We start from the raw sequence: 21,335 nt of genomic DNA, 5'->3' as shown, positions 1-21,335 counted from the left end.
CACTTTATTTGAACCGAATTGTGATCGACCGGAACAACGTGGAAGTGACTGATGGCCAGAGCGTCTTTTTGCTGCCGATGAAGGAATTTGAGCTGCTCTCGCAGCTTGCCCAATATCCGGGGAGGCTGTTTTCGCGGGACGAGCTGATCCGTCTGGTATGGGGAGCCGATTACGAGGGGGATGACCGAACGGTTGATGTCCATATCAAGCGGCTTCGTCAGCGGTTTGCGGACTATACGGACGATTTCTCCATTCAAACGGTAAGGGGCATCGGGTACAAATTAGAGGTGCCCAAACGATGAAATCGCTGTACTCGCGTGTGTTTCTTATCACCCTCATTGTGATTGTTGTCAGCAGCACGCTCGGTTTTTTGGCTTCCAATATGTATTATCATGTCAAACTCAAACCGTTCAACGACGAGAAGCTCGTCGGAATCGCCAGCCAAATGAAACGGTTTTTGGAGAATGAGCCTGCGGATGTCGATGCCTACCTGCAGAATGCGGCAGCGCTTGGATATCAGATTTATTTGACGGACGGGGACAAGGATGACCGCTATTATGGCCGCAGTTTTCGCAAAATGGATTTGGGCGAAAGCACCATTTCGGACGTTCTGCAGGGAGACATCTATCATGGGGTAGCCCAATTCCCGAACAAGCCTTTTATCTCAGGGTTCTTCGATAACCGGTTAAGCAATACGGTCGGGATACCCGTCGCGGCAGGCGGCCGTCAATTCGCTTTGTTTATGCATCCTGACGTCATTTTGCAATTTGGGGAGCTGCGGATTTTTTTCGCTTTGGTCGGAATCTTAACGGTCGCTATCAGCGTTGTCTTGTTTCTGGTCAGCACACGTTATCTCGTTAAGCCGGTGACCCGGTTGTCGGAGGCAACGAAGCGTATCGCGCAGGGAAATTACAATATCGTGCTGCCGACCAAGCGCAGGGACGAAATCGGCAGGCTCGCCGAGCATTTTATGGTCATGACCCGGGAGCTGGAGCGTACAGACGCGGCCAGACAGCAGTTTGTGTCCAACGTCTCGCACGAAATCCAGTCGCCGCTGACGTCGATTCAGGGGTTTGCCAAACTGCTTGGCGGGTCCCGTCTTTCTTCAGAGGAATCAGCGCACTATGCATCTATTATCGAACAGGAAAGCCGCCATCTTTCGATGCTCAGCAAGCAGCTGCTCCTGCTTTCATCCCTGGAACAGGGACAGGTTGCAGTTAACCGGAAAACATTTTCCCTGCGGGATCAGGTTCGTCAGGCGGTTCAGATGCTCCAGTGGCGTATCGAGGAGAAAGAGCTTCTGCTGAAAATATCTATACCCGAATCCATAACGTTAACCGGTGACGACGTGCTGCTCATACAGGTGTGGATGAACCTGATCGGAAACGCTGCCCAGCATATTCCTGCCGGGAGGACGATTACCGTTTTTGCCGAACAAACGCATGCCGAAATCAAGGTGGAAATCCGGGATACGGGCGACGGCATTGCCGCAGAGCATTTGCCCTTCTTATTCGACCGTTTCTATCGCGCAGATCGGGCGCATGAACGAGGTTCCGGAAGCACAGGCCTTGGCTTAGCTATTGTCAAAAGGATCGTGCAGCTTCACGAAGGCCACATCGAGGTAACCAGTTCACCTGAAGGAACCAGCTTTATCGTTACACTGCCTGCGCTGTAATTTACCATTCATGCGCTGTTCACATTCGCTTCCTATACTGGACTCATTCCAAAGGAGGGAAGCAGGATGTATTTAGCTTTACGGGAAATCAGATTCGCCAAGGCCCGGTATACGTTGATTGCAGCCATCATGCTGCTGATTTCGTTTCTCGTGCTGTTCGTCACGGGTCTGGCCCAGGGCTTGGCCTATGATAATGCAGCCTCGATCCAAAATATGCCCGCCACCCATTTCGTGCTGGAGCAAGGATCCGATCATCGCTTTACCAGATCACAGATCAGTGGGGAGAAGCTCGAACAGACCCGGTCCGTCGTGGGCGATTCGAATGCGGAACCGCTGGGGGTTCAAATGACGAGCGTCGTTCTTTCCGGTGACATTCAAAAAATCGACGTTGCGCTGTTCGCCGTTAATTCTAATGGATGGCTGGCACCGGATCTAACCATGGGGACTACGGAAAAACAGGAAGCAGGCGGTGTCGTCGTGGATGAGAAGCTGGCGGAGCACGGCGTCAGATTAGGATCCATCCTGGTGGATCAAGCTTCGGGAACCCGGTGGACCGTAACCGGTTTTGTCAAAAATGAGTCCTTCAGTCATGCCCCGGCCGTGTTCTTGAGCAAGGAGGAGTGGATGGGACTTCATTCGCCATCGTCTGCGCAATCAGGGTCCAGCAGTGCCGAAGGGCAGGCCGCATATAACGCGGTTGCGGTTAAAGCAACGGAGGGACAGGTCTCTAATCTTCAAAGTGCGGTTCCGAACACAGAGATCATCAAGAAGGCGGATGCTGTGTCGGCGATTCCCGGATACAAAGAGGAGCAGGGCTCACTTCTGATGATGATTGCGTTCCTGTTTGTTATCTCGGCGTTCGTGCTGGCTGTCTTCTTTTACGTCATTACGATTCAAAAAACGAGCCAATTCGGTATCCTGAAAGCGATTGGCACGCGCACTTCGTATCTGGCCGGAAGCGTGACGCTTCAAGTACTGCTCTTATCCGTATTCAGCTTGGCGGTCAGCATTTTTCTGGTCAAAGTGTTGGAAATGGCGCTTCCCGGGACGATGCCGTTTCAGTTAGGGGTGGACATGCTGGCGCTTACCTGCGCTGCGTTTATCGCGATGTCCTTGGCCGGCTCGCTGTTTTCGGTGTGGAAGGTAGCCCGTATCGAAGCATTGGACGCAATAGGGAGGGCAGCAGCATGAACAATCGTTTGGAAATGCACGACATCACACGCACTTTTGCAGACGGTGGATTTCAGCGGACGATCCTGGACCGTCTCAACTTGAAGGTAGCGGAAGGGGAACTGGTCGCCGTCATGGGACCGTCGGGCTCCGGTAAGAGCACATTTTTGTCGATCGCTGGGGCGCTGCTGGAGCCAACCGGAGGAGATGTTTTGATAGACGGCAAGTCCATCATTGGCCAGGACAAACAAGCCCTTTCAGAGCTTCGCCTGCGGAAGATGGGTTTTATTTTTCAGAACGCCAATTTGATACCGTATCTCAAGGTGGAGGAGCAGCTGATGCTCGTGGCTAAGCTGGCGGGGAGCAGCAAGGAGGTTTGCGCGGCGAGGGCTGACGAACTCCTTCAGAAAATGGGACTGACGCATCGGAAGAATGCCTATCCGCATAAGCTTTCCGGGGGTGAACGGCAGCGGGTGGCGATCGCCAGGGCGCTGATGAATGACCCGGCCGTATTGTTCGCCGATGAGCCGACAGCTAGCCTGGACGCTTCGCGCGGGTTGGAAGTTGTCGCCATGATTGCGAAGCAGGTCAAGGAGCAGCGGAAAAGCGCGGTGATGGTTACGCATGATGACAGAGTGCTCCCGCATTGCGACCGGGTATTTTATCTGGATAAAGGAAAGCTGACGGAACATCCGTTGTGACATTCGATAAACAAGGTAAAATATACGATATGCGCCTGGGATCTACCCGAACAGCAGCGAAGGTCTAAAGTGAACAAACGGCAATCCCCAACACGGTTTGTGAGGAGATTGCCGTTCTTTTTATGAGGTCTTTGTAAAATATCACTGCGCCTTACGTCTGTATCCCTCCAAGCCGAGCCGAACGTATTGCTCTTCCGGCGCATCGTGGGCAGTCATCAGTTCCAGCATGTACCCGGTCAATTTCTGCTCGTTGTCCTCATCCCGGAACGGATGTTTCTGCCCGGGATCCTTCTCCATATCGAACAGCATCGTGCCGAATCCATGGTAACGTTCCAAAGATTTCGAGGGAATCTTCATCTGGGATACGCCTTTGGTAAATGCAAACGGAGGCGCCAGCTCGATGTTTTGCAGCTCCTCGACCGAAAAGCGTGTGCGCATATGCGTTGGCATGAGGGTGTAGTTGTAGAGCGGTCCGTTCTCTGGGCCTGCTGGGGCACGCATGTACACATACCGTCCGTCCGTACAGTTCACATGGCCTCCGTGCAAGCCGAATAGCGCGGCCTGGCGCACCGGCGTATCCAGCGCAATGGTGTCACGAAGGGGGTGTCCGGTCATATCCGCTGGTATTTCAGCATCAAAGAACTCCAGCAGGGTAGGCGCCAAATCGATTGTCTGCACCAGGCTTTGTCTGCGTTCTCCTTTTTCTGATCCATCAAGTCGAGCACCTGACCGAGGTAGTGATCGCACATCGACAGCAGGGCGGCATATTCATACCGCAAATGCTCTACTTCTTCCGGGGACTGCCGGACCTCTTCATACGGCGGCCAGTCGAAATGCTTGCCTTCATATGCATGAGGGTACAGCTTTCGAAACCGTTCCGGAGCCCGGAACGGCTCATGGGGGTCAAAGGTCTCGAGCTGCAGAAACCAGCGGTCCTGATCCGCATTCGCCCGGATAAATTCCAAACCCGCCTCAAAGGTTAACGCTTGCGGATAACGTTCTTCTTCCTTGGCAAACTCGCGGTTGATCCAGTCCTGACGGAACATGCCCGTCAGCGGACGGTCAACGGCTTGCGGGGGGATGACCGGGTCCTTCAGCCGGCCTTTCCAGGCGTCGCCTTCCTGACCGCGGATGAACTCGTAGGTCGTATAGCGGCTGTGGTACGTCGCCCCGCCATCCTCCCAATAATGCTGATGATCCGTGACCAGATGCGTATGTACACCTTCGTTTTTCAAAATCTCCGGCATGGAATCGTCGTAAGGCTCAAGCGGCCCCCAGCTCCGATGCAGGAAATTGTAGCGCCCGGTATGCAGCTCCCGGCGTGCAGGCACGCATGGCATGCTGCCGACAAAGCTGCGGTCAAAAACCGCCGTCCGCTCATCCAATCGGCGAAAGTTGGGGAGATGCGTCCAATCGCAGCCATAGGAAGGAAGCATGCGCCGGTTTAACGTATCAAACATGACCATAATGGCCTTCATTCCATCATCCCTTTCTTGGATCAGGTCCTCTATCATAGATCTATGTTAAAATAAACGGAAGATTATCCAGTAGAAAAGAACGATGATTTTCTCATAAAAAACGAACAACATGGCAATGTCATACCGAACCCGAGGTGGCTGTTGAAATGTTCCCTGATCCGATTGGAATCGTACATGAACCCTACAAAGTGGTACTGCAGTTTGCGTTTGAATGGATCCGCAGCCCGGAATGGAACGCTCCGGGGTACCGCAACCCCGGCGTTACGCTGTGGTATATTCTGGCCGGACGCCGCAGGCTGCTCGCTGGACCACGAGCCTATGACCTGCAGCCGGGAGAAGTGGTCCTGATTCCGCCAAACACCACTTTTATGACAGAAGGAGGGGAAGGGGAAGGAGGAGCGATCCATTATTTGTCAGCCAGTGTGTCAGCATACATGTATGGGATCGAGTGGTCCGAATTGTACGGGCTGCCTCCCCGCTTTCGGATTCAAAATAATGAGGATGGGCAAAGGCTTAAGGACAGCTGGTACAATCTCGTTCGTGCCTGGCAGCCGCATGATTCGGAGAAGGCCTCCAGCAGAGGAGACGGTATGCTATCCATCTCCCAAGCCGCAAGGCAACTGCAGGCACAGGCAGTCTGCCTGAACTGGTTTGCCGAAATGATCCGCGTTCTGGAGCTGCACCTGATGACCCCGGAACCGGTCGTCGACGAGAGGGTGCGCGAAGTTTGCGCTTTTATTCAAAGATCGTATGCTGCTCCCATTAGACTTGGAGATTTGGCCAAGGTAGCCAATACGAGCGAGGGCCATCTGCGTCTTCTGTTCCGCACACATTTAATGGTGTCTCCTTACCAATATTTGCTGCAGGTAAGAATCGGGAAAGCGCAGGAACTGCTGCTGGCCACAAACAGGCTGCTTGCGGATATCGCCGCTGAAGTCGGGTTCGAGGAGTACAGCCACTTCCTGGCCACCTTCCGCAAAATCGTCGGCATGTCCCCTTCACACTACCGGAAGAACAATTCGTTGTATCAATAAAACGCTTACCGTTACCGTATCCATCTATGATACAATGGAGCATATTGGTATTTATACGATGGTCAATTCAAGTACTTGGGAGAGGGGCTTTGCATATGTCGAAAATTTTAACACGGGCTGAAGTGCCGGTGGAAACCACCTGGAACCTGGATGATATCTTTCCGTCCAAAGAAGCATGGGAAAAAGAATTAAATGATATTCAGCGGGATATCGGCACGGTTACGAAATATGAAGGCGAACTAAGTCAAGGCGCTGACACTTTACTGGCCTGCCTGCAGGCCCAGGAAGAGCTTTCCGGCAGAATGAGCCGGGCAGGAGCGTATGCGTACCTGCATCAGTCTGGCGACAGCATCAATCCGGAGAATCAGACGAACGCTTCGAAAGCGCGTGACCTTGCGTCGCAGGTCAGCTCGGCGTTGTCTTTTATCAAATCCGAAATCATTGCGCTTCCGGACGGTACGATTGACCAGTACATAGCAGATCAGCCTGAACTGCGGGAATTCGAGCGCAGCCTTCGCCTGCTCCTGCAAACGAAGCCCCACCGCTTGACGGCAGAAACGGAGAAGGTGCTGGCCTCGCTGGGCGAGGTATTGGATGCTCCTTACCGGATTTATGAACGGAGCAAGCTGGCCGATATGACCTTCAAGCAGGCGGTGAACGGCCAAGGGGAAGAAGTACCGGTCTCGTTTGCCCTGTACGAGAATAAGTACTGCGAATCACCTGATACGAAACTGCGACGCAACTCGTTTAAAGCGTTCAGCGACACGCTGCACAAATACCGGAATACGTTTGCCGAGGCATACGGCACCGAAGTCAAGCGACAGGTCATTGAATCCCGTCTGCGAGGTTACGAGTCCGTGACCGATATGCTTCTGCAGCCGCAGCAGGTCACCAAGGAGATGTACAACAACGTCCTGGATATTTTGCAGGAGGAGCTGGCGCCGCATATGCGCAGATATGCCGCCCTGAAGAAAAAGGTGCTCCAGTTGGATGAGATGACGTTTGCCGACCTGAAAGCGCCGCTCGATCCCGATTACAACCCGGAAATATCTTTTCAGGAAGCCGGAGAACTGATCAAGGAAGCCTTGGCAATACTCGGACCGGAGTACGGGGAAATCGTATCGGATGCCTTCCGGAACCGCTGGGTGGATTACGCGGACAACGCCGGCAAACGCACGGGGGCTTTCTGCTCTTCGATTCCGGGAGTACACTCGTACATTCTGATCAGCTGGTCCGACAGTATGCGCGGGGCATTTACGCTCGCTCACGAAGTAGGGCATGCCGGCCATTTGATGCTCGCTGCGAAATATCAGCGGCTGACGAATGCCCGTCCGTCCCTGTATTTTATCGAGGCACCGTCAACGATGAACGAGCTCCTGCTGGCGGATCATCTTCTGGCGCGGTCCAGTGAACCTAGAATGCGCCGCTGGGTGATTTCGCAGCTGCTCGGTACGTACTTCCATAACTTTGTGACGCATTTACTGGAAGGCGAGCTCCAGCGTAGAGTTTACGATCTGGCCATGAAGAATGTGCCGATCACTGCGGTAACCTTGTGCGAGCTGAAAGGCGATATCCTGTCATCGTTCTGGGGAGCGGACGTGGTCATCGACGAAGAAGCCAAGTTAACCTGGATGCGCCAGCCGCATTATTATATGAGCTTGTATCCTTACACCTATGCAGCCGGCCTCTCTGCATCCACTGCCGTCGCCAAGCTGATCCGGGAGGAAGGACAGCCTGCGGTGGACCGCTGGCTCGAAGTGTTAAAAGCCGGTGGCTCTATGAGTCCACTGGAACTGATGAAGCTGGCTGGCGTGGATATGTCTCAGCCCGATCCGATCCGCAGTGCGGCCGCTTATGTCGGTTCCCTGATCGATGAGCTTGAAAGTTTGTATTGATTTTTTTTCATGAAAGAGAAGAAAGGTCCGGATTACCGGACTTCTTTTTTAGATCGATGATTGTTTGACGATCGTACTATTTTTGCTGGATGTGTGGAATAACGGCCATGTGAAGCTAATACTGTACATTTTCAAAAACGGAATACTTTCCCCCGGACTCTTGCACCCGCAAGAGTTTTTGTCGTTCCAGGTAACGTACGTGTGCTGCGGTTTCCCCAAGCGCAAACCGTGCGCTGTCGTTGTCAAAAACTTTGGAGAACAGCCTCAGGCTAATGTCATATATCGTAGTACCAGCGCTTCCAGCCTCATGTACAATGCCCAGGACATGATCGAGCCGTTCCTTATGGTGGGCGATCACCGATTCAAAATAGTCCGTCTGCGGCTGAAACACCGGTCCGTGTCCGGGCAGAACGGTGCGAACCATCCGTCTTTGCAGCGCGTTCAATGTCTCGAAATAGGACTCAAGCGGATTCCCCTCATCCTCTTCGAACTGATATGTGATGTTGGGCGTAATTTTCTGCAGCAGCAGATCCCCACCAATCAGCGCCTGCCTCTCTGCATTCCAAAACCCCACGCTGCCCTCGGCATGACCGCCGCCAAGTACGATTTCATACAGCTCCCCGGCGAGCACGATCGAGTCACCTTTCAGAAGGTTTACCCTTGTACCCGTAATTGGGGAAATTTGATGGAGCAGCCGCGAGTCCAGCTCAGCTACATCCTGAGCAAGCGTCTCCGGCATGCCGCTTTTCAAATAAAAATGGAGATTTCGCTCCGCCTGCTCTTGGCTATAATAGCGCTCCGCCAAGGCATAAGTCTCTCCACTTGCATTCACTTCGGCTCCCGTCCAGCGCTGCATCTTACCGGCAAACCCATAATGGTCAGGATGGAAATGTGTGATGTAAATATTGCGGATATCAGTGGGCTTTACATTGAGCTGATGCAGCGTCTGCACCCATGATTTCTCGGTAACTAAGGTGTTCAGCCCGGGATCGATGACGCTCCAAAAGGACCCTTCCTGAACGAGATAGCTGTTCACGTGATTGAGTCGAAAGGGAAGCGGGATGCGGATCTGATAGATTTGCTTCAGCGGCGTCTCCATGAATTGATCTCCTCTTTGTCGAAGTTTAGTGAGAACTATAGATCAATGTCGAGCCCTGCGTCAATGACATATAGATTTTATTTTATTTTATATAGAAAAGTTCAATTAGACTTTTAATTCCTACCGGTTTAGTATGAATAAAAATGTTTCACAGGCAAACAAAAAGGAGGTGAACCTCAAATGGCCGCCGTGTTAACTCGAGAAGAAATTGAGCCGGTTCTGACCGGTACGAAGTTTCATCAATTTTTGGGCATCCGGCTCGAAGAAGTGAACGAGCAGTCCGTTACGATCCGGCTGCCCTATAACGAGCTCTTTTATACCTCTGCCGACGGATATATCCACGGGGGGATTCTTGCCACTGTCATCGACATCGCCGGATATTTTGCCGTGTTCAGTCAGCTGAATCAGCCGGTTCCGACGGTCGATCTCAAAATCGACTACTTGCGTCCCGGCAGGGCGGGGGATCTGCTGTTTACCGCTTCCGTAGTCAAGCTGGGGAGGAGCGTTAGCATCGCCGACATCGTGGCTGCCGATACATCCGGTAAAGCCGTTGCGATCGGAAGAGGATTGTTTAGCTCAAAACAGGAGTAAGAAGCCAACAATATTCAGAATACAAAGGTGGAGCAGCGATGAACTCTTACAATTTTGCAGAAATCATTCGTTCCTCGGCAGCCCATGCTCCTTTAAGTCCTGCGATCATTGCCCAAGGGAGAACGATAAACTACGGTGAGCTTCAGAGCCGTACAAACCAGGCGGGCAATTTGTTTGCCGGACTTGGTGTTGAGCCCGGAGACCGGGTGGCCGTGCTATTCATCAATGACTTCAGGTTTTTGGAAATCTGCTTCGGACTGATGACAATAGGAGCGGTTCCGGTGCCGATGAATTCGAAGCTGGGCGCAGATATGCTTGCTTATATATACAAGGATAGCGGCAGCCGCTTGCTGGTCTACCACTCATCTATGGGAGACAAGGCAAAGATCATTCATCAGGAGGCAGATGTCGCGGCAAGCGTCATCTGCACGACGGAATCACATCCGGACGATCTCGGGCTGAATTCATTGGTGTATGATGAAATACTATCGTCACAGGATACCCAGTTGGACCTGTATCCGACCCGCGGAGGCGATCTGTGCCTGCTTCCGTACACTTCCGGATCTACGGGAAATCCCAAAGGATGCCGCCTCACTCACAGCGGTCAGTTGTGGAACGTCAAGGCGATTGCCGAAATCCGCGACTTGCAGCAGGAAGACCGGATCGTGATATCCCTGCCTCTTTATCACAAAAATGCCATGCTGTCCATGAAGGCGGTGTTTTATTCCGGGTCATCTGCCGTTATCCTTCCGGCGCCTGAGCCTGCGGCTATTTTTCATGCGATCGGGACGCATCGGGCCACTTATATTTCCGGCGTTCCAGCCCTGTACCGCATGCTTGTGACTCACCTGAAAGAGTCACCCGCTTCTTATGATCTCAGCTCACTGAAGTATGCGATATGCGGGTCGTCCGATACGCCGGTTGAACTCCTGGAGGACATCAAGCAGTGGATGGGTATCGAGGTGTATGAAGGTTACGGCCTTACCGAAGGAGGACCGGTTGTGCTGGAGTCGCGTAAAGGCCTGCACAAGCCGGGATCGGCCGGCTTTCCGCTGCCGGGATGTTCGATTCGGATCGTGAATGCAACAGAAGCAGATGTCCCGGAAGGAACGATTGGCGAATTGTGGGTGAGTAACCCCGGTGTAGCGGACGGCTATTGGAATCTGCCGGACGTGACGCGCAAACGGATCACCTCAGACGGCTGGCTCAAAACAGGAGATATGGCGTGGCAGGACGATGAGGGTTATGTCTACATTGTTGGACGCAAGGACGACATGATCAACGTAGGCGGCGAGAACGTCTATCCGAAGGAAGTCGAAAACATCCTTCTCCAGCATCCGCATGTCGAGGATGCCTGTGTTCTTCCGATCCCTCACGAACTCAAGGGGGAAGTGCCGGTAGCATTTGTCGTGTTGAATCATCACACCGATCGTGAGGAAATCAAGCGGTTCTTCATCGAGCGGGGACCGGCCTATGCGCATCCTCGCGAGATTTACGAATTGGACGCTTTTCCACTGACCGGTCCGGGGAAAGTGGATCGGACGCGGCTCAAACAAATGTTGGCCGAACAATTACAAAAAGGAGTGGGCAAATCAATATGAAAGCAGCGCTGATTCTTGAACATGGAGATCGAAACAATGTAGTGGTGGGGGATTATCCGAAACCGGAAGCTGGTCATGGAGAAGTTCTGGTCAAAGTTAAGGCGGTATCCCTGAACCATTTGGATATTTTCGTTAGGAGAGGGATTCCTGGAAGAAAACTGGACCTGCCCCATATTTCGGGCGGAGACGTCGCCGGCGTCGTCGAAGAGATCGGATCCGGGGTCACGAACGTTAATCCCGGTGACCGGGTCCTGATCGATCCGCATATCCCGGGCAAAGGGGCACTCGGTGAGGATACGACGGGTGGACTGGCGGAATACGTAAAGGTTCCGGCAATAAATTTGATTCCTCTTCCGGAAGACATCTCCTTTGACGAGGCGGCTGCACTGCCGATCGCCTATGGAACGGCCTGGCGGATGCTGATTACGCAGGGCAGGCTTCAGGCCAACGAAACGATTGTCATCTTGGGGGCTAGCGGCGGCGTAGGGAATGCCGCGGTGCTGATCGCCAAGCTGGCAGGGGCACGCATTATTGCGGCAGCCGGATCGGACAGCAAGGCGGAGAAGCTGAAAGAGCTTGGAGCGGATCATGTAATCAATTACAGCAAAACCGATTTTTCCAAGGAAGTATGGGCTTTGACGGACAAGCAAGGCGCGGATATTGTAGTGGACTATACCGGCAAAGCCACCTGGCCGCAGAGCATCAAAGCGACACGCAAAGGAGACGGATTCTGACCTGCGGAGCGACGACGGGATTCGAGGCCGTTACGGACCTCCGGTACGTATGGGTCCGCGAGATTTCGATCATCGGCTCCAACGGCTGGGGAGAGGGAGATCTGCATACGCTGCTGGATTTGGTAAGCCGTAAAAAACTGAAGCCGGTCATCGACCGCGTACTGCCGCTGGAAGATATCAGGGAAGCGCACCGTTTGATCGAAGAAAGGGAATTTTTTGGCAAGATCATCATTCATCCTTAAACAAGCCAAGGAGGAGCGAACCATGGGAGTCCAATTAACGTTTGATCATGCCGTACATTTTGTGAATAAACCTGAGCAAGCGCCGGAAGAACTTGCAGGGCTGGGGATTCATACGGTGAACGGCGGGAGGCACGAATTGGTAGGAACGTACAACGCACTGACGTATTTTGATCTTCGCTATATCGAATGGATCGGCATTTTTGACCCGAAGCTGCTGCCTCCCCACCAGGATACCCAACGTTACGGGCTCGTGGATACGCTGGCAGGTGACGGTTATGTCGAAGGGCACAGCCGGATCGCGCTGCGGACGGAGCAAATTGATGAGTTGGCGGAGCAGCTGGCCGCCGAGGGTAATCAAGTGATCGGCCCTGTGGATTGTTCCCGCAGAAGGCCGGACGGGAAACTGCTGGAATGGAAGCTGTTGTTCGCAGGATTACCTGACGAAGGACTGCCGCTGCCATTCTTCATCCAATGGAACGATTCCGATGAAGACAGAAGGGCCGAACTGACTGCAAACGGCACCATTACGGATCATGCCCGGGGTCCCATGACTCTGGAGTATGTGGCGTTTACGGTTCGCGACTTGGGAAAGACGGTCAGCCGTTGGGCGAAATGGCTCCACTTAGAGGCCGGAGAAGCCGTCTATGATGACTATTGGAAGGGCAAGAAACAAGTCATTGATCTGGGTTCGTTCCAACTGGTATTTCTGGAGCCCGATCAAGAAGGACCCGCTAGGGAGTACTTGCAATCAAGGGGAGAACGTCCGTTTCTAGTCGGACTGAACAGCGGTCAGGAAGGCTCACCAGAGCAGTACGTCAACATTCACGGTTCTTTCTATCATTTGAAGTAGTCGTAGGGGACGCCTGAAGGAAAGGAGAGGCATCGCATGGCGTTACGTACCAAAAAAGACACTAAAGCGAAAAACCTATGGATCCGATTCGTTCAAATTGCATTTATTGCCGCACTGCTGGCGGGCATGCAGCTGGCGGTGTCCAAGGAATGGGTGAGCCGAGTATTCTTGGCTTCCCCGTCCCAGATAGTACAGGAGTTTGTATATATGCTCAAAGAAAACACACTTTGGCCGCATTTGTCCGTTTCCCTCCAGGAGGTTGCGGTAGGATATCTCATTTCGGCGGTGGCGGGCATCGGGCTTGGGGTGCTGTTCGTTTCATTCCCATTATTGGAAAAGCTGATCGACCCGCTGATGGCGGCGATCATGGCCATTCCAAAGACGGCGATCATGCCGCTGCTCATTGTATGGTTCGGTATCGGCTTCAAGAGCAAGGTCGTCCTGGTCATTCTTTTCTGTTTTTTTAACATTTTGTATAACACCGTTACGGGTTCCAAGCAGACCCGAACGGAGCATTTGAAGCTGGCAAAAGTTTTTAAGGCGAGCCGGACGCAAACGGTATTCAAGGTTTTGCTGCCTTCAGCGCTTCCTTCCATTTTCAACGGGCTGCGTGTGACGGCGGCGACGGCGATCACCGGCGTCGTATTTGCCGAGATGGCAGCAGCGAAGAATGGGCTTGGTTTCCTGCTTAATGAGTCCCAGGCTGTGCTGAATACGCCAAGATTATATTTAGTCATCATTGTAGTGACGGTGTTATCCGTTCTGTTCGTCGGGCTGATCAACCTGATCGAGAGATTGGTATGCCGCCGGTGGATGCCGAGCCGCGTCGCCTGATTAAGATTTTTACATTAAATAAGGGGGGAAGAGTCACATGTACTCAAATCAATGGTTAAGCAAAACAATTAGCGGAGTTATCTCATTGTCCCTGGTTTTCACGCTCGCCGCTTGCGGCTCGTCATCCAAGGATGCTCCCGCTTCCTCCAGCACCACTGGTTCTGCCGAAGCTGGAAGCGGCACGGAGGCAGCTTCAAGTACACTGGACAATACAACTGTGGATATCGCTTCAGGGGTTCCGCCATGGAAAGGGCGGGATAACAAGGAAGTCACCCTTACGGCCGGTTTTTCCAAAGGGATGACCGGAATTGCCAATCAGTTTGCCATTGACAAAGGCTGGTATGAGGATGCCGGCATTCATTTAAACTTTGTCGATACGATTAACCCGGTTGCGGCTTTCGGAGCCGGAGAAGTCGACATCGCCGACGGGGATCCCGGAACCTATATCCCTGCCATTGTGAACGGGGTGAAAATTAAAGTCGTCAGCAATATGTGGAGAAGCCGCGGGGCTTACTGGATTATCGCCAAGCCCGAAATCAAGTCGTTCGCCGACTTGAAAGGCAAAAAAATTGGTTCTGCACAGCCGATTGGAGGCATGCCGCTCACCTTGATGGAAGTGCTCTCGCAGAACGGCATCGATCCGAAAAAGGATGTTCAGCTTGTGCCGAACGGTGTGTATCAATCCGCCTACGCGACGTTTGAATCGGGCGAAGTCGACGCCACGATTATTCACCAGCCGTTCGCAACGATGGCGGAGCAAGCCGGCAAGGGGAATGTGCTGGCCAAGACTTGGGAGTTTATGCCGAAATACCAAACCGGCGTGCTGGTGGCCAGCGAGAAGCTGATCAAGGAGCAGCCAGAAGTAGTCGAACGCGTGCTCGAAGTGTATTTTTATGCCAACGAATACGCCAAGACGCATCTGGATGAATTTCTGCCTTGGGCAGCCAAGTATTTGAACCTTGATGAGAAGACGGCACGTACAGCAATCGAATCGGAAATCGTCCTCTGGGAGAATGACCCGATCGTCGATAAAAACCGCCTGCAAGTGACCGAGGATCTGCTGAATCAATACGGCATGCAGCGGGACAAAATCTCGGTCGACGGCACATTCGACAACACGTTTGCGGAGCGCGTCGCCAAAAGGCTGAAGCTGGGGAAATACAAGGCGAACAATTAAATGGAGAAGCGGGAAAGGAGCTGATGTCATGCCGACAATCGAGCTTCGGCATATTACCAAGGAATACGAAAATATCGATGAAGAGCAAACCTATGCGCTGCACGACATTAACCTGACAGTGCAGGACGAGGAATTTGTTTGTGTGCTTGGTCCAAGCGGTTGCGGAAAAAGCACACTCCTGGAAATTACCGCGGGTCTGCTTTCCCAGACGAGCGGAGAGGTGCTGCTGGATCAGGTTCCGCAAGCCGGAACCAGCCGCGACATCGGCGTCGTGTTTCAGGATTCCGCGTTGTTCCCTTGGCGGAGCATCCGCCGTAATATCGAATTCGGCTTGGAGATTGCCGGCGTCAGCCGCGAGGAGCGGCGCGCCAAAGTTCAAAAGACGATCGAGCTTGTAGGCTTGGCTGGTTTCGAGGACAAGTATCCACATCAGCTCTCCGGGGGCATGAGGCAGCGAGCCGGGCTTGCCCGGACGCTGGTTGCCGATCCGCGGGTCATCCTTATGGACGAGCCTTTCAGCGCGGTGGACCATTTGACGCGGTTGACCTTGCAGGACGAAATGATACGTATTTGGGAGAAAGAGAAGAAGACGATCTTTTTTATTACGCATGACGTGGCTGAAGCCGTCTATTTGGCGACAAGGATTGTCCTTCTCAGTCCGCGTCCCGGCCGCATCCAGCAAATCTTCGACGTTCCGTTCGATCGGCCTCGTAACCGGAACGATATGGAGCTCTTGAGTATCGTGGAAAAGATTTATATGGCGATCAACAACCCGGTCCAGAGCCATGACACCGAGTATTATATTTAACCGGATCAAAGGGACTAAAGTCCGGGTGATATGGAGGGATTGCGATGAGAGTCATCATTACGGGGGGCAGCCGGGGGATCGGACTTGCGATTGCCAGGCAACTGTCCATCGCCGGTCATGAACTGCTGCTGGTGGGGCGGAACGGGGAATCATTGGCCGAAGCGCGAACCGCGCTTGGTGGGAATGCACTGGTTTTCACGGCAGACCAGACGAGCGAGGAAACACCGGATCGGCTCATTATATATATGAAGGAACATCAATTCCAACCGGACGTTCTCATCTTGAACGCTGCCGCTTTCTTCGATGACACCCTTTCCGTTACTGAGCCAAAGGGTGAAGAGCTGGAGCGCATCCTTCTGGCCAATGTCGTATCCAATTACAATTGGGTGCGAACTTTGCTTCCGCTGATCCGCCAAGGTGAATACCCACGCATTCTGGTCATCGGGTCGACGGCCGGACTGCGGGCGGATACCTCGCTGTACGGCATTTCCAAAGCGGCGCTCCGAAATTACGCGCTCGGTCTGCGGGAGGAGCTGAAGCCTGCCGGAGTCGGTGTGACGCTGATCCATCCCGGTGGTACCTTTACCGAGCGGCGCGTTCCCAATAAGCGAACAGCCCCGGACCGACTCCTGGAAGGCAGCGACATCGGTTTGCTGGTTTCAGCCATCTTGTCTTTAAGTCAGCAGGCGGTCGTCGAAGAGCTTACGGTCCGACCGATGCTGGGCGACACTTTTTAGTCGATATTAGCTGGCATTGGAAAAGGTTCATTTCATGATTACGCGATGGGTCCATGCGTTTGATTGACGGATTTTGGAAGAACGGATAAGATGAGGTGAATGTTTCTGACGAACACAACAATTTAGAGGAGCGTTTGTATTGGATCAGTTTCATATTCAAGTGGACCTGGCCTTGGGACGGATGTTTGAAATTTATAACCTCCTGAATAAAAAACCAAAAGAATATGTGCCCGGCATGCTGCTGTATTATTCGGAAATCCATATGATTGAAGCCATTGGAAGGCATCAGGACTCCAATCTGACGGAGCTTGCCAGCATATTGAACATCACCAAGGGAACCGCCTCCAAGACGATCGCCAAATTGGGCTCAAAGGGGCTCATCTGCAAGTTCCAGCGAGAGGATAACAAGAAAGAGGTCCATTTCCGGCTGACGGGGCTTGGACAGCTTGCGTTCGAAGGCCATTACCGGTATCACGAGTCCCGAAGCTCGGATATCGACCGGGACTTCGACAGTTACTCTCCAGACGAGCAGAAGCTGATATTGCACTTTATTGAGCATTATACCGAAGAATTAAGCCGGTACCTTGAAGAATGACAATGTTATACTACATCATCGGAGTTAGAAGGAGGAATTCGTATGGCCAACCCGGTTTAACGAATACCGGTTCCACTGCGAAGCTGCAGGAACGCTTGGTGGACATCCGCCGCAATCTGCATCTGGAACCCGAATTATCCAATGAAGAGTTCGAAACGACGCGCAAAATCAAAGCTTGGCTGAAGGAAGCCGATATTGAAATTCTGGAATTACCTAACCTGAAGACGGGGGTCATCGCCCAAATCGGGACCGGCAGGGAACCGATCATGGCCCTGCGGGCGGATATCGACGCGCTGCCGATCGATGAAGAGACGGACGTTCCGTTCCGATCCAAGTTTGCAGGAAAAATGCATGCTTGCGGCCACGATTTTCATACAACCGTCGCCTTGGGAGCCGCGTATCTGTTGAAGGAAAAGGAGCAAGAGCTTCAAGGAACCGTACGTATCATTTTCCAGCCGGCCGAAGAGACTGGACACGGAGCTAAAGACGTGGTGGACTCCGGTGGGTTGGAAGGCGTATCGGCGATCTTCGGCCTTCACAATTCGCCGGAGCTTGCGGTAGGAGAACTGGGCACATGCGAAGGCGCCATCACTGCCGGAGTTGACCGGTTCGAAATCGTCATTAACGGAATCGGTGCCCATGCGGCAACGCCTGAGAAAGGGACCGATGCGATCGTCGCCGCCTCCCAAATCATCCTGGCTCTGCAAACGATCACCAGCCGCCGGGTCAGCGCACTCGATGCCGTCGTGGTCAGCGTCACGCGGATCTCCGGTGGGAATACTTGGAACGTCCTTCCTGGGACAGTGGAGCTCGAAGGAACGGTAAGGACGCTCGATGTGGAGGTACAGAAACGCATCCCGGACACGATCCGGCAAATTATTGACGGAATCGGAGCATCGGCCGGGGTGTCAGCCGAGCTGAAATGGTACCCCGGACCGCTAGCCACGATCAACGACGCATACTGGGCCAAGTTCGCCAGCGATGCGGCGGAGGAATCCGGCTATGTCACCAAAGTGCTTGGACCAAGCATGGGAGGGGAGGATTTCTCTTACTATCTTCAGCACATTCCCGGCGCATTTGTGTACGTGGGGTCGAACTCGCCCTATGCGCTGCATCATCCGAAGTTTAATCCGGAAGAGGATGCGCTGCTCCCGGCTGCGGAATATTACAGCCATCTGGCGGTACGCTGTCTCAACGAATTGAATACTCGATAAGCCGCGAGCTTCGCGGCTTTTTTATTTCCCGATTTGTACTGTCTAGCTTCTGCATATACGATATGCTCACGATTACTAGGCAAATGAGTGAAGACCGATCGATCCTTAAGCCATGACAATTCCTGCCCTAATGTTTAAAATGGATGGTAATCGACGATAGTAAGCCACACGCAGAGGAGATTTATATGAATGATCGATAACATCTTGTCATTTACGAATTTAAGCAAAACGATATCCTCGGTCTCAAATCGAATCATTTTTTCGCAAATCGCAGGCACCGTCCCCGCAGGGGAGAAAATTGTATTCGTCGGGCCGTCCGGCCAAGGCAAAAGCACCCTGCTCCGTATTCTTGGCCTGCTGGATGAAGCGGACAGCGGGGAGATGGTGCTGCTCGGAAAGCCCCTGCACCAGTGGGATCCGCAAGCCTGGCGGATGAACGTCTGCTACGTCAGTCAAACGCCGGTCATGCTTGAGGGTTCCATCGAAGATAATCTGCGTACGGTGAGCAGGCTGCATCATACAGAATATGATCCAGTCTATTCGGCTCATCTGATGTCAAGCGTGGGACTTGGAGATATGGGCTTGTCCAAAGAAGCTTCCACCCTTTCGGGCGGTGAAAAGCAGCGGGTGGCTCTAGTGCGGTCCTTATTGCTGCGTCCCAAGCTCCTGCTGCTGGATGAGATCACTTCCTCGCTCGACGATGTCAGTAAATATGCGGTTGAGCGTTTGATTACGGACATCAATCGGCAGGAGGGAACGGGCTATGTCTGGATATCCCATGATCGCGACCAAGCGGCACGCATCGGGGAAAAGGTATGGTCGCTCTCCAATGGGACTTTGTCGGAGGGAGGGATATCATGTCTTTGATCGCGCTGGCTTCGACGCTTGTATTTATTGCGGTATCCGTCGGTATATCCATATGGCAAAAGCTCGGACTGGAGCGGGATATTCTATATGGAACGATTCGCTCCGCGATACAGCTGCTCGCTGTCGGGTTTGTTCTTCAATACATATTTGGCACACACCATTTCCTGCTCGTTGCCTTAATCCTGGTCGTTATGATTGCGGTAGCTACCTGGAATGCGGGCAAGCGCGGAAAAGGGCTCAAGCGTATCTATCTGTACGTTGGTTTAACCATTACGATTACGGAAGTGGTTACGATGGGGTTGCTGCTCGCTCTAAGCATTGTCCCGCTCACAGCGCGTTATGTTATCCCGATCAGCGGCATGACCATCGGCAACGCTATGGTCGTGTCCAGTTTGTTTCTGAACCAAATGAAGCGGGAAGCGGTGACCTCGAGGGGAGAAGTCGAAACGCTGCTGTCTCTCGGCGCGAGCCCGCGGCAGGCGATCCATCGCATGCTGAACCGCTCGGCGCGTTCCAGCATGATCCCGACGATCGACGGGATGAAGACCGTCGGACTCGTCCAACTGCCCGGCATGATGACGGGCATGATCGTGGCCGGAGCCAGTCCGCTGGAGGCGGTCCGTTATCAAATTTTGATCATGTTTGCGTTCGCTTCGTCGGCGGCGCTCACTAGCATTTTGCTGGCCCTGATGAGCTATCGGTTGTGGTTCGGTAAGCTTGGCCAATTTATGCGTGTGGACTCGTAATAAATAACCTCTGCAAAATGAGCACTTGCTTTACTGTTGATTTCTATCGTTTGTGAGGACTCTGAAAAAAGGGCAGCGGGATTTGAACCCGCTGCCCTTTTCAATGAACCTTCTATTTTCCGGTGATATGATGCGGACCGGTCAGATTTTCGTGGTTTGGGATCTAGACAAATAAATGATCAAGGCCACAATGATGACGAGGAGAAAGCGCTTGTTCCCACGGTTCCAAGCCTAAGGCCGCCGTCGCCTGGCGCTTGCGACAGATAGTCGCCGAGGGATGCCCCGAACAAGATGGTGACTTGCGGCACTTTGTTTAACATCTGCCTATCCGGACCTATGGGCGGCTGGATCAAGCCCTCCTTATTATGCGTAAACTGTTCCATTTACATCCTCCTTTATCGTCATAAAAACCACCGCCTCAGCTTGCTCTTGCTGCCCATGTTGAGTCGGTTTTGTCCATGAGTGTAACAGCTGAGAATGAAAATTTTCTGTGAAAATGACCGTTCTACGCACTGCACAGCAGGCGCTTGGATAAAATTGCTTGAGGAGGATATTGGACATTCTCATCATTTTTTAATTTCTATCGCCTATAACTGTTTGTGAAGGGTGAAGCACTAATCCGCATGAATTTCTCTTATCCAATACGACTTCTAAGGAGGGTCTTTATGAATAACAACACGAACCTCAACAGAAAGAGCCGTATCGTCAAAACTTTTATGGGAATCGGCTTGTGTCTCTCCGTCGCTTTTTCCGGAAGCATGCTGCTGCCAGCCCATCCGGTTCACGCAGCCTCGGTATCTGACAGCTCCGTGGCGGATCGGGTTATCGCAACCGGCAAACAATTTCTAGGCGTTCGTTATCAGTTTGGGGCACCATCCGGCCGAACGGACGGATTCGATTGTTCCTCATTCACGCAATATGTCTTCAAGCAAAACGGCATCGATCTGCCGCGCTCATCAAGAGAGCAATCGCAGGTAGGCACGCCGGTGTCCAAGGATCAATTACAGCCAGGGGACTTGGTTTTCTCCGATACGAATCATGACGGCGTCATCAATCACGTCAGCATTTATATAGGCAACGGACAACTGCTGCATACCTACAGAGTCGGTATTGGCGTGACGGTATCCGATTTTTCTGGAAGCACCTGGGATCATACCTTTGTAACCGCTCGTCGCGTCATTTCTGACAATGGACAAGCTTCCGGCGGGCAGACAGCAAGCAGTCAGGCTTCGAATGAACAGAGCAGTAACGGACAGAATGCAGGCAGCCAAGATTCCAATGGTCAGC

Annotated in this window: 24 protein-coding genes; 20 read left to right on the top strand and 4 right to left on the bottom strand. The window is 52.8% G+C overall.

Features of this window, described 5'->3' with window-relative positions; genetic code table 11:
* The 4 genes from CPT76_RS11880 to CPT76_RS11865 form a co-directional block, all read left to right on the top strand.
* Nucleotides 1-302: winged helix-turn-helix domain-containing protein (locus CPT76_RS11880; protein WP_146116299.1), on the top strand; the 302-nt coding region annotated here is incomplete at its 5' end.
* Nucleotides 299-1,675: a sensor histidine kinase gene (locus CPT76_RS11875; RefSeq protein ID WP_105443066.1), complete on the top strand. Its 1,377-nt coding sequence runs from the start codon at nt 299-301 to the stop codon at nt 1,673-1,675. The genes CPT76_RS11880 and CPT76_RS11875, both read left to right, overlap by 4 nt.
* Nucleotides 1,676-1,741: 66 nt before the next feature.
* Nucleotides 1,742-2,866, top strand: coding sequence for an ABC transporter permease (locus tag CPT76_RS11870; RefSeq protein ID WP_105443065.1), 1,125 nt, complete (start codon nt 1,742-1,744; stop codon nt 2,864-2,866).
* Complete coding sequence (locus CPT76_RS11865; RefSeq protein WP_105443064.1) at nt 2,863-3,546, top strand: ABC transporter ATP-binding protein; 684 nt, start codon at nt 2,863-2,865, stop codon at nt 3,544-3,546. Before CPT76_RS11870 ends, CPT76_RS11865 begins: the two co-directional genes overlap by 4 nt.
* A 141-nt stretch (nt 3,547-3,687) precedes the next feature.
* On the opposite strand, the gene CPT76_RS39540 is transcribed toward CPT76_RS11865, so the two are convergent.
* Nucleotides 3,688-4,161: a hypothetical protein gene (locus tag CPT76_RS39540; protein WP_258168329.1), complete on the bottom strand. Its 474-nt coding sequence runs from the start codon at nt 4,159-4,161 to the stop codon at nt 3,688-3,690.
* The gene (locus CPT76_RS39535) at nt 4,158-5,024 is read right to left on the bottom strand and encodes a sulfatase (protein WP_258168327.1); all 867 of its coding nucleotides are present in this window, start codon (nt 5,022-5,024) and stop codon (nt 4,158-4,160) included. The genes CPT76_RS39540 and CPT76_RS39535 overlap by 4 nt, the downstream gene beginning before the upstream one ends.
* A gap of 146 nt (nt 5,025-5,170) precedes the next feature.
* Here CPT76_RS39535 and CPT76_RS11855 point away from each other — a divergent pair, with 146 nt between their 5' ends.
* Entirely contained in the window at nt 5,171-6,058 is an 888-nt protein-coding gene (locus CPT76_RS11855) for a helix-turn-helix domain-containing protein (protein ID WP_105443063.1), read from the top strand.
* 95 nt (nt 6,059-6,153) lie between these two features.
* Complete coding sequence (pepF, locus tag CPT76_RS11850; protein WP_105443062.1) at nt 6,154-7,953, top strand: oligoendopeptidase F; 1,800 nt, start codon at nt 6,154-6,156, stop codon at nt 7,951-7,953.
* Nucleotides 7,954-8,068: 115 nt separating this feature from the next.
* Here pepF and CPT76_RS11845 read toward each other — a convergent pair whose 3' ends face one another.
* A complete protein-coding gene (locus CPT76_RS11845; RefSeq protein ID WP_105443061.1) occupies nt 8,069-9,052 on the bottom strand; it encodes an MBL fold metallo-hydrolase in 984 nt (327 codons plus the stop codon).
* Nucleotides 9,053-9,232: 180 nt separating this feature from the next.
* Here CPT76_RS11845 and CPT76_RS11840 point away from each other — a divergent pair, with 180 nt between their 5' ends.
* From CPT76_RS11840 to CPT76_RS11785, 13 genes are all read left to right on the top strand, one after another.
* Nucleotides 9,233-9,643, top strand: coding sequence for a PaaI family thioesterase (locus CPT76_RS11840; RefSeq protein ID WP_105443060.1), 411 nt, complete (start codon nt 9,233-9,235; stop codon nt 9,641-9,643).
* Nucleotides 9,644-9,681: 38 nt separating this feature from the next.
* Entirely contained in the window at nt 9,682-11,244 is a 1,563-nt protein-coding gene (locus tag CPT76_RS11835) for a class I adenylate-forming enzyme family protein (protein WP_105443059.1), read from the top strand.
* On the top strand, nt 11,241-11,978 hold the full coding sequence (locus CPT76_RS11830) for a zinc-binding dehydrogenase (RefSeq protein WP_219845413.1): 738 nt from the start codon (nt 11,241-11,243) through the stop codon (nt 11,976-11,978). The genes CPT76_RS11835 and CPT76_RS11830 overlap by 4 nt, the downstream gene beginning before the upstream one ends.
* Entirely contained in the window at nt 11,873-12,220 is a 348-nt protein-coding gene (locus CPT76_RS39530) for a zinc-binding dehydrogenase (protein ID WP_258168326.1), read from the top strand. The genes CPT76_RS11830 and CPT76_RS39530 overlap by 106 nt, the downstream gene beginning before the upstream one ends.
* A 22-nt stretch (nt 12,221-12,242) precedes the next feature.
* Nucleotides 12,243-13,070 (top strand): VOC family protein, encoded by an 828-nt coding sequence (locus tag CPT76_RS11825; protein WP_105443058.1) that lies wholly within the window; start codon nt 12,243-12,245, stop codon nt 13,068-13,070.
* 36 nt (nt 13,071-13,106) lie between these two features.
* Nucleotides 13,107-13,904, top strand: coding sequence for an ABC transporter permease (locus tag CPT76_RS11820; RefSeq protein ID WP_105443057.1), 798 nt, complete (start codon nt 13,107-13,109; stop codon nt 13,902-13,904).
* A gap of 37 nt (nt 13,905-13,941) precedes the next feature.
* Complete coding sequence (locus tag CPT76_RS11815; RefSeq protein WP_105443056.1) at nt 13,942-15,081, top strand: ABC transporter substrate-binding protein; 1,140 nt, start codon at nt 13,942-13,944, stop codon at nt 15,079-15,081.
* A gap of 28 nt (nt 15,082-15,109) precedes the next feature.
* Nucleotides 15,110-15,889, top strand: a complete 780-nt coding sequence (locus tag CPT76_RS11810; RefSeq protein ID WP_105443055.1) for an ABC transporter ATP-binding protein — start codon at nt 15,110-15,112, stop codon at nt 15,887-15,889.
* Between the two features lie 44 nt (nt 15,890-15,933).
* Complete coding sequence (locus tag CPT76_RS11805) at nt 15,934-16,626, top strand: SDR family oxidoreductase (protein WP_105443054.1); 693 nt, start codon at nt 15,934-15,936, stop codon at nt 16,624-16,626.
* 139 nt (nt 16,627-16,765) lie between these two features.
* Entirely contained in the window at nt 16,766-17,221 is a 456-nt protein-coding gene (locus CPT76_RS11800) for a MarR family transcriptional regulator (RefSeq protein ID WP_105443053.1), read from the top strand.
* A 2-nt stretch (nt 17,222-17,223) separates the two neighbouring features.
* Nucleotides 17,224-18,435 carry an amidohydrolase gene (locus CPT76_RS11795; RefSeq protein ID WP_105443052.1) on the top strand — a complete coding sequence of 404 codons (1,212 nt, stop codon included), beginning with the start codon at nt 17,224-17,226 and terminating at the stop codon, nt 18,433-18,435.
* A gap of 189 nt (nt 18,436-18,624) precedes the next feature.
* The gene (locus CPT76_RS11790) at nt 18,625-19,302 is read left to right on the top strand and encodes an ABC transporter ATP-binding protein (RefSeq protein WP_105443051.1); all 678 of its coding nucleotides are present in this window, start codon (nt 18,625-18,627) and stop codon (nt 19,300-19,302) included.
* Nucleotides 19,293-20,048 (top strand): ABC transporter permease, encoded by a 756-nt coding sequence (locus CPT76_RS11785; protein ID WP_105443050.1) that lies wholly within the window; start codon nt 19,293-19,295, stop codon nt 20,046-20,048. The genes CPT76_RS11790 and CPT76_RS11785 overlap by 10 nt, the downstream gene beginning before the upstream one ends.
* Before the next feature lie 179 nt (nt 20,049-20,227).
* On the opposite strand, the gene CPT76_RS11780 is transcribed toward CPT76_RS11785, so the two are convergent.
* Nucleotides 20,228-20,431: a hypothetical protein gene (locus tag CPT76_RS11780; protein ID WP_105443049.1), complete on the bottom strand. Its 204-nt coding sequence runs from the start codon at nt 20,429-20,431 to the stop codon at nt 20,228-20,230.
* 282 nt (nt 20,432-20,713) lie between these two features.
* Between CPT76_RS11780 and CPT76_RS11775 the strand changes: the two genes are divergently transcribed.
* A partial coding sequence (locus CPT76_RS11775) for a C40 family peptidase (protein WP_105443048.1) occupies nt 20,714-21,335 on the top strand: 622 nt, incomplete at its 3' end.

The organism is Paenibacillus sp. AR247 (assembly GCF_002968895.1).
GTDB lineage: Bacteria > Bacillota > Bacilli > Paenibacillales > Paenibacillaceae > Paenibacillus_AQ > Paenibacillus_AQ favisporus.
This window is presented reverse-complemented; position numbering and strand designations above follow the sequence as displayed.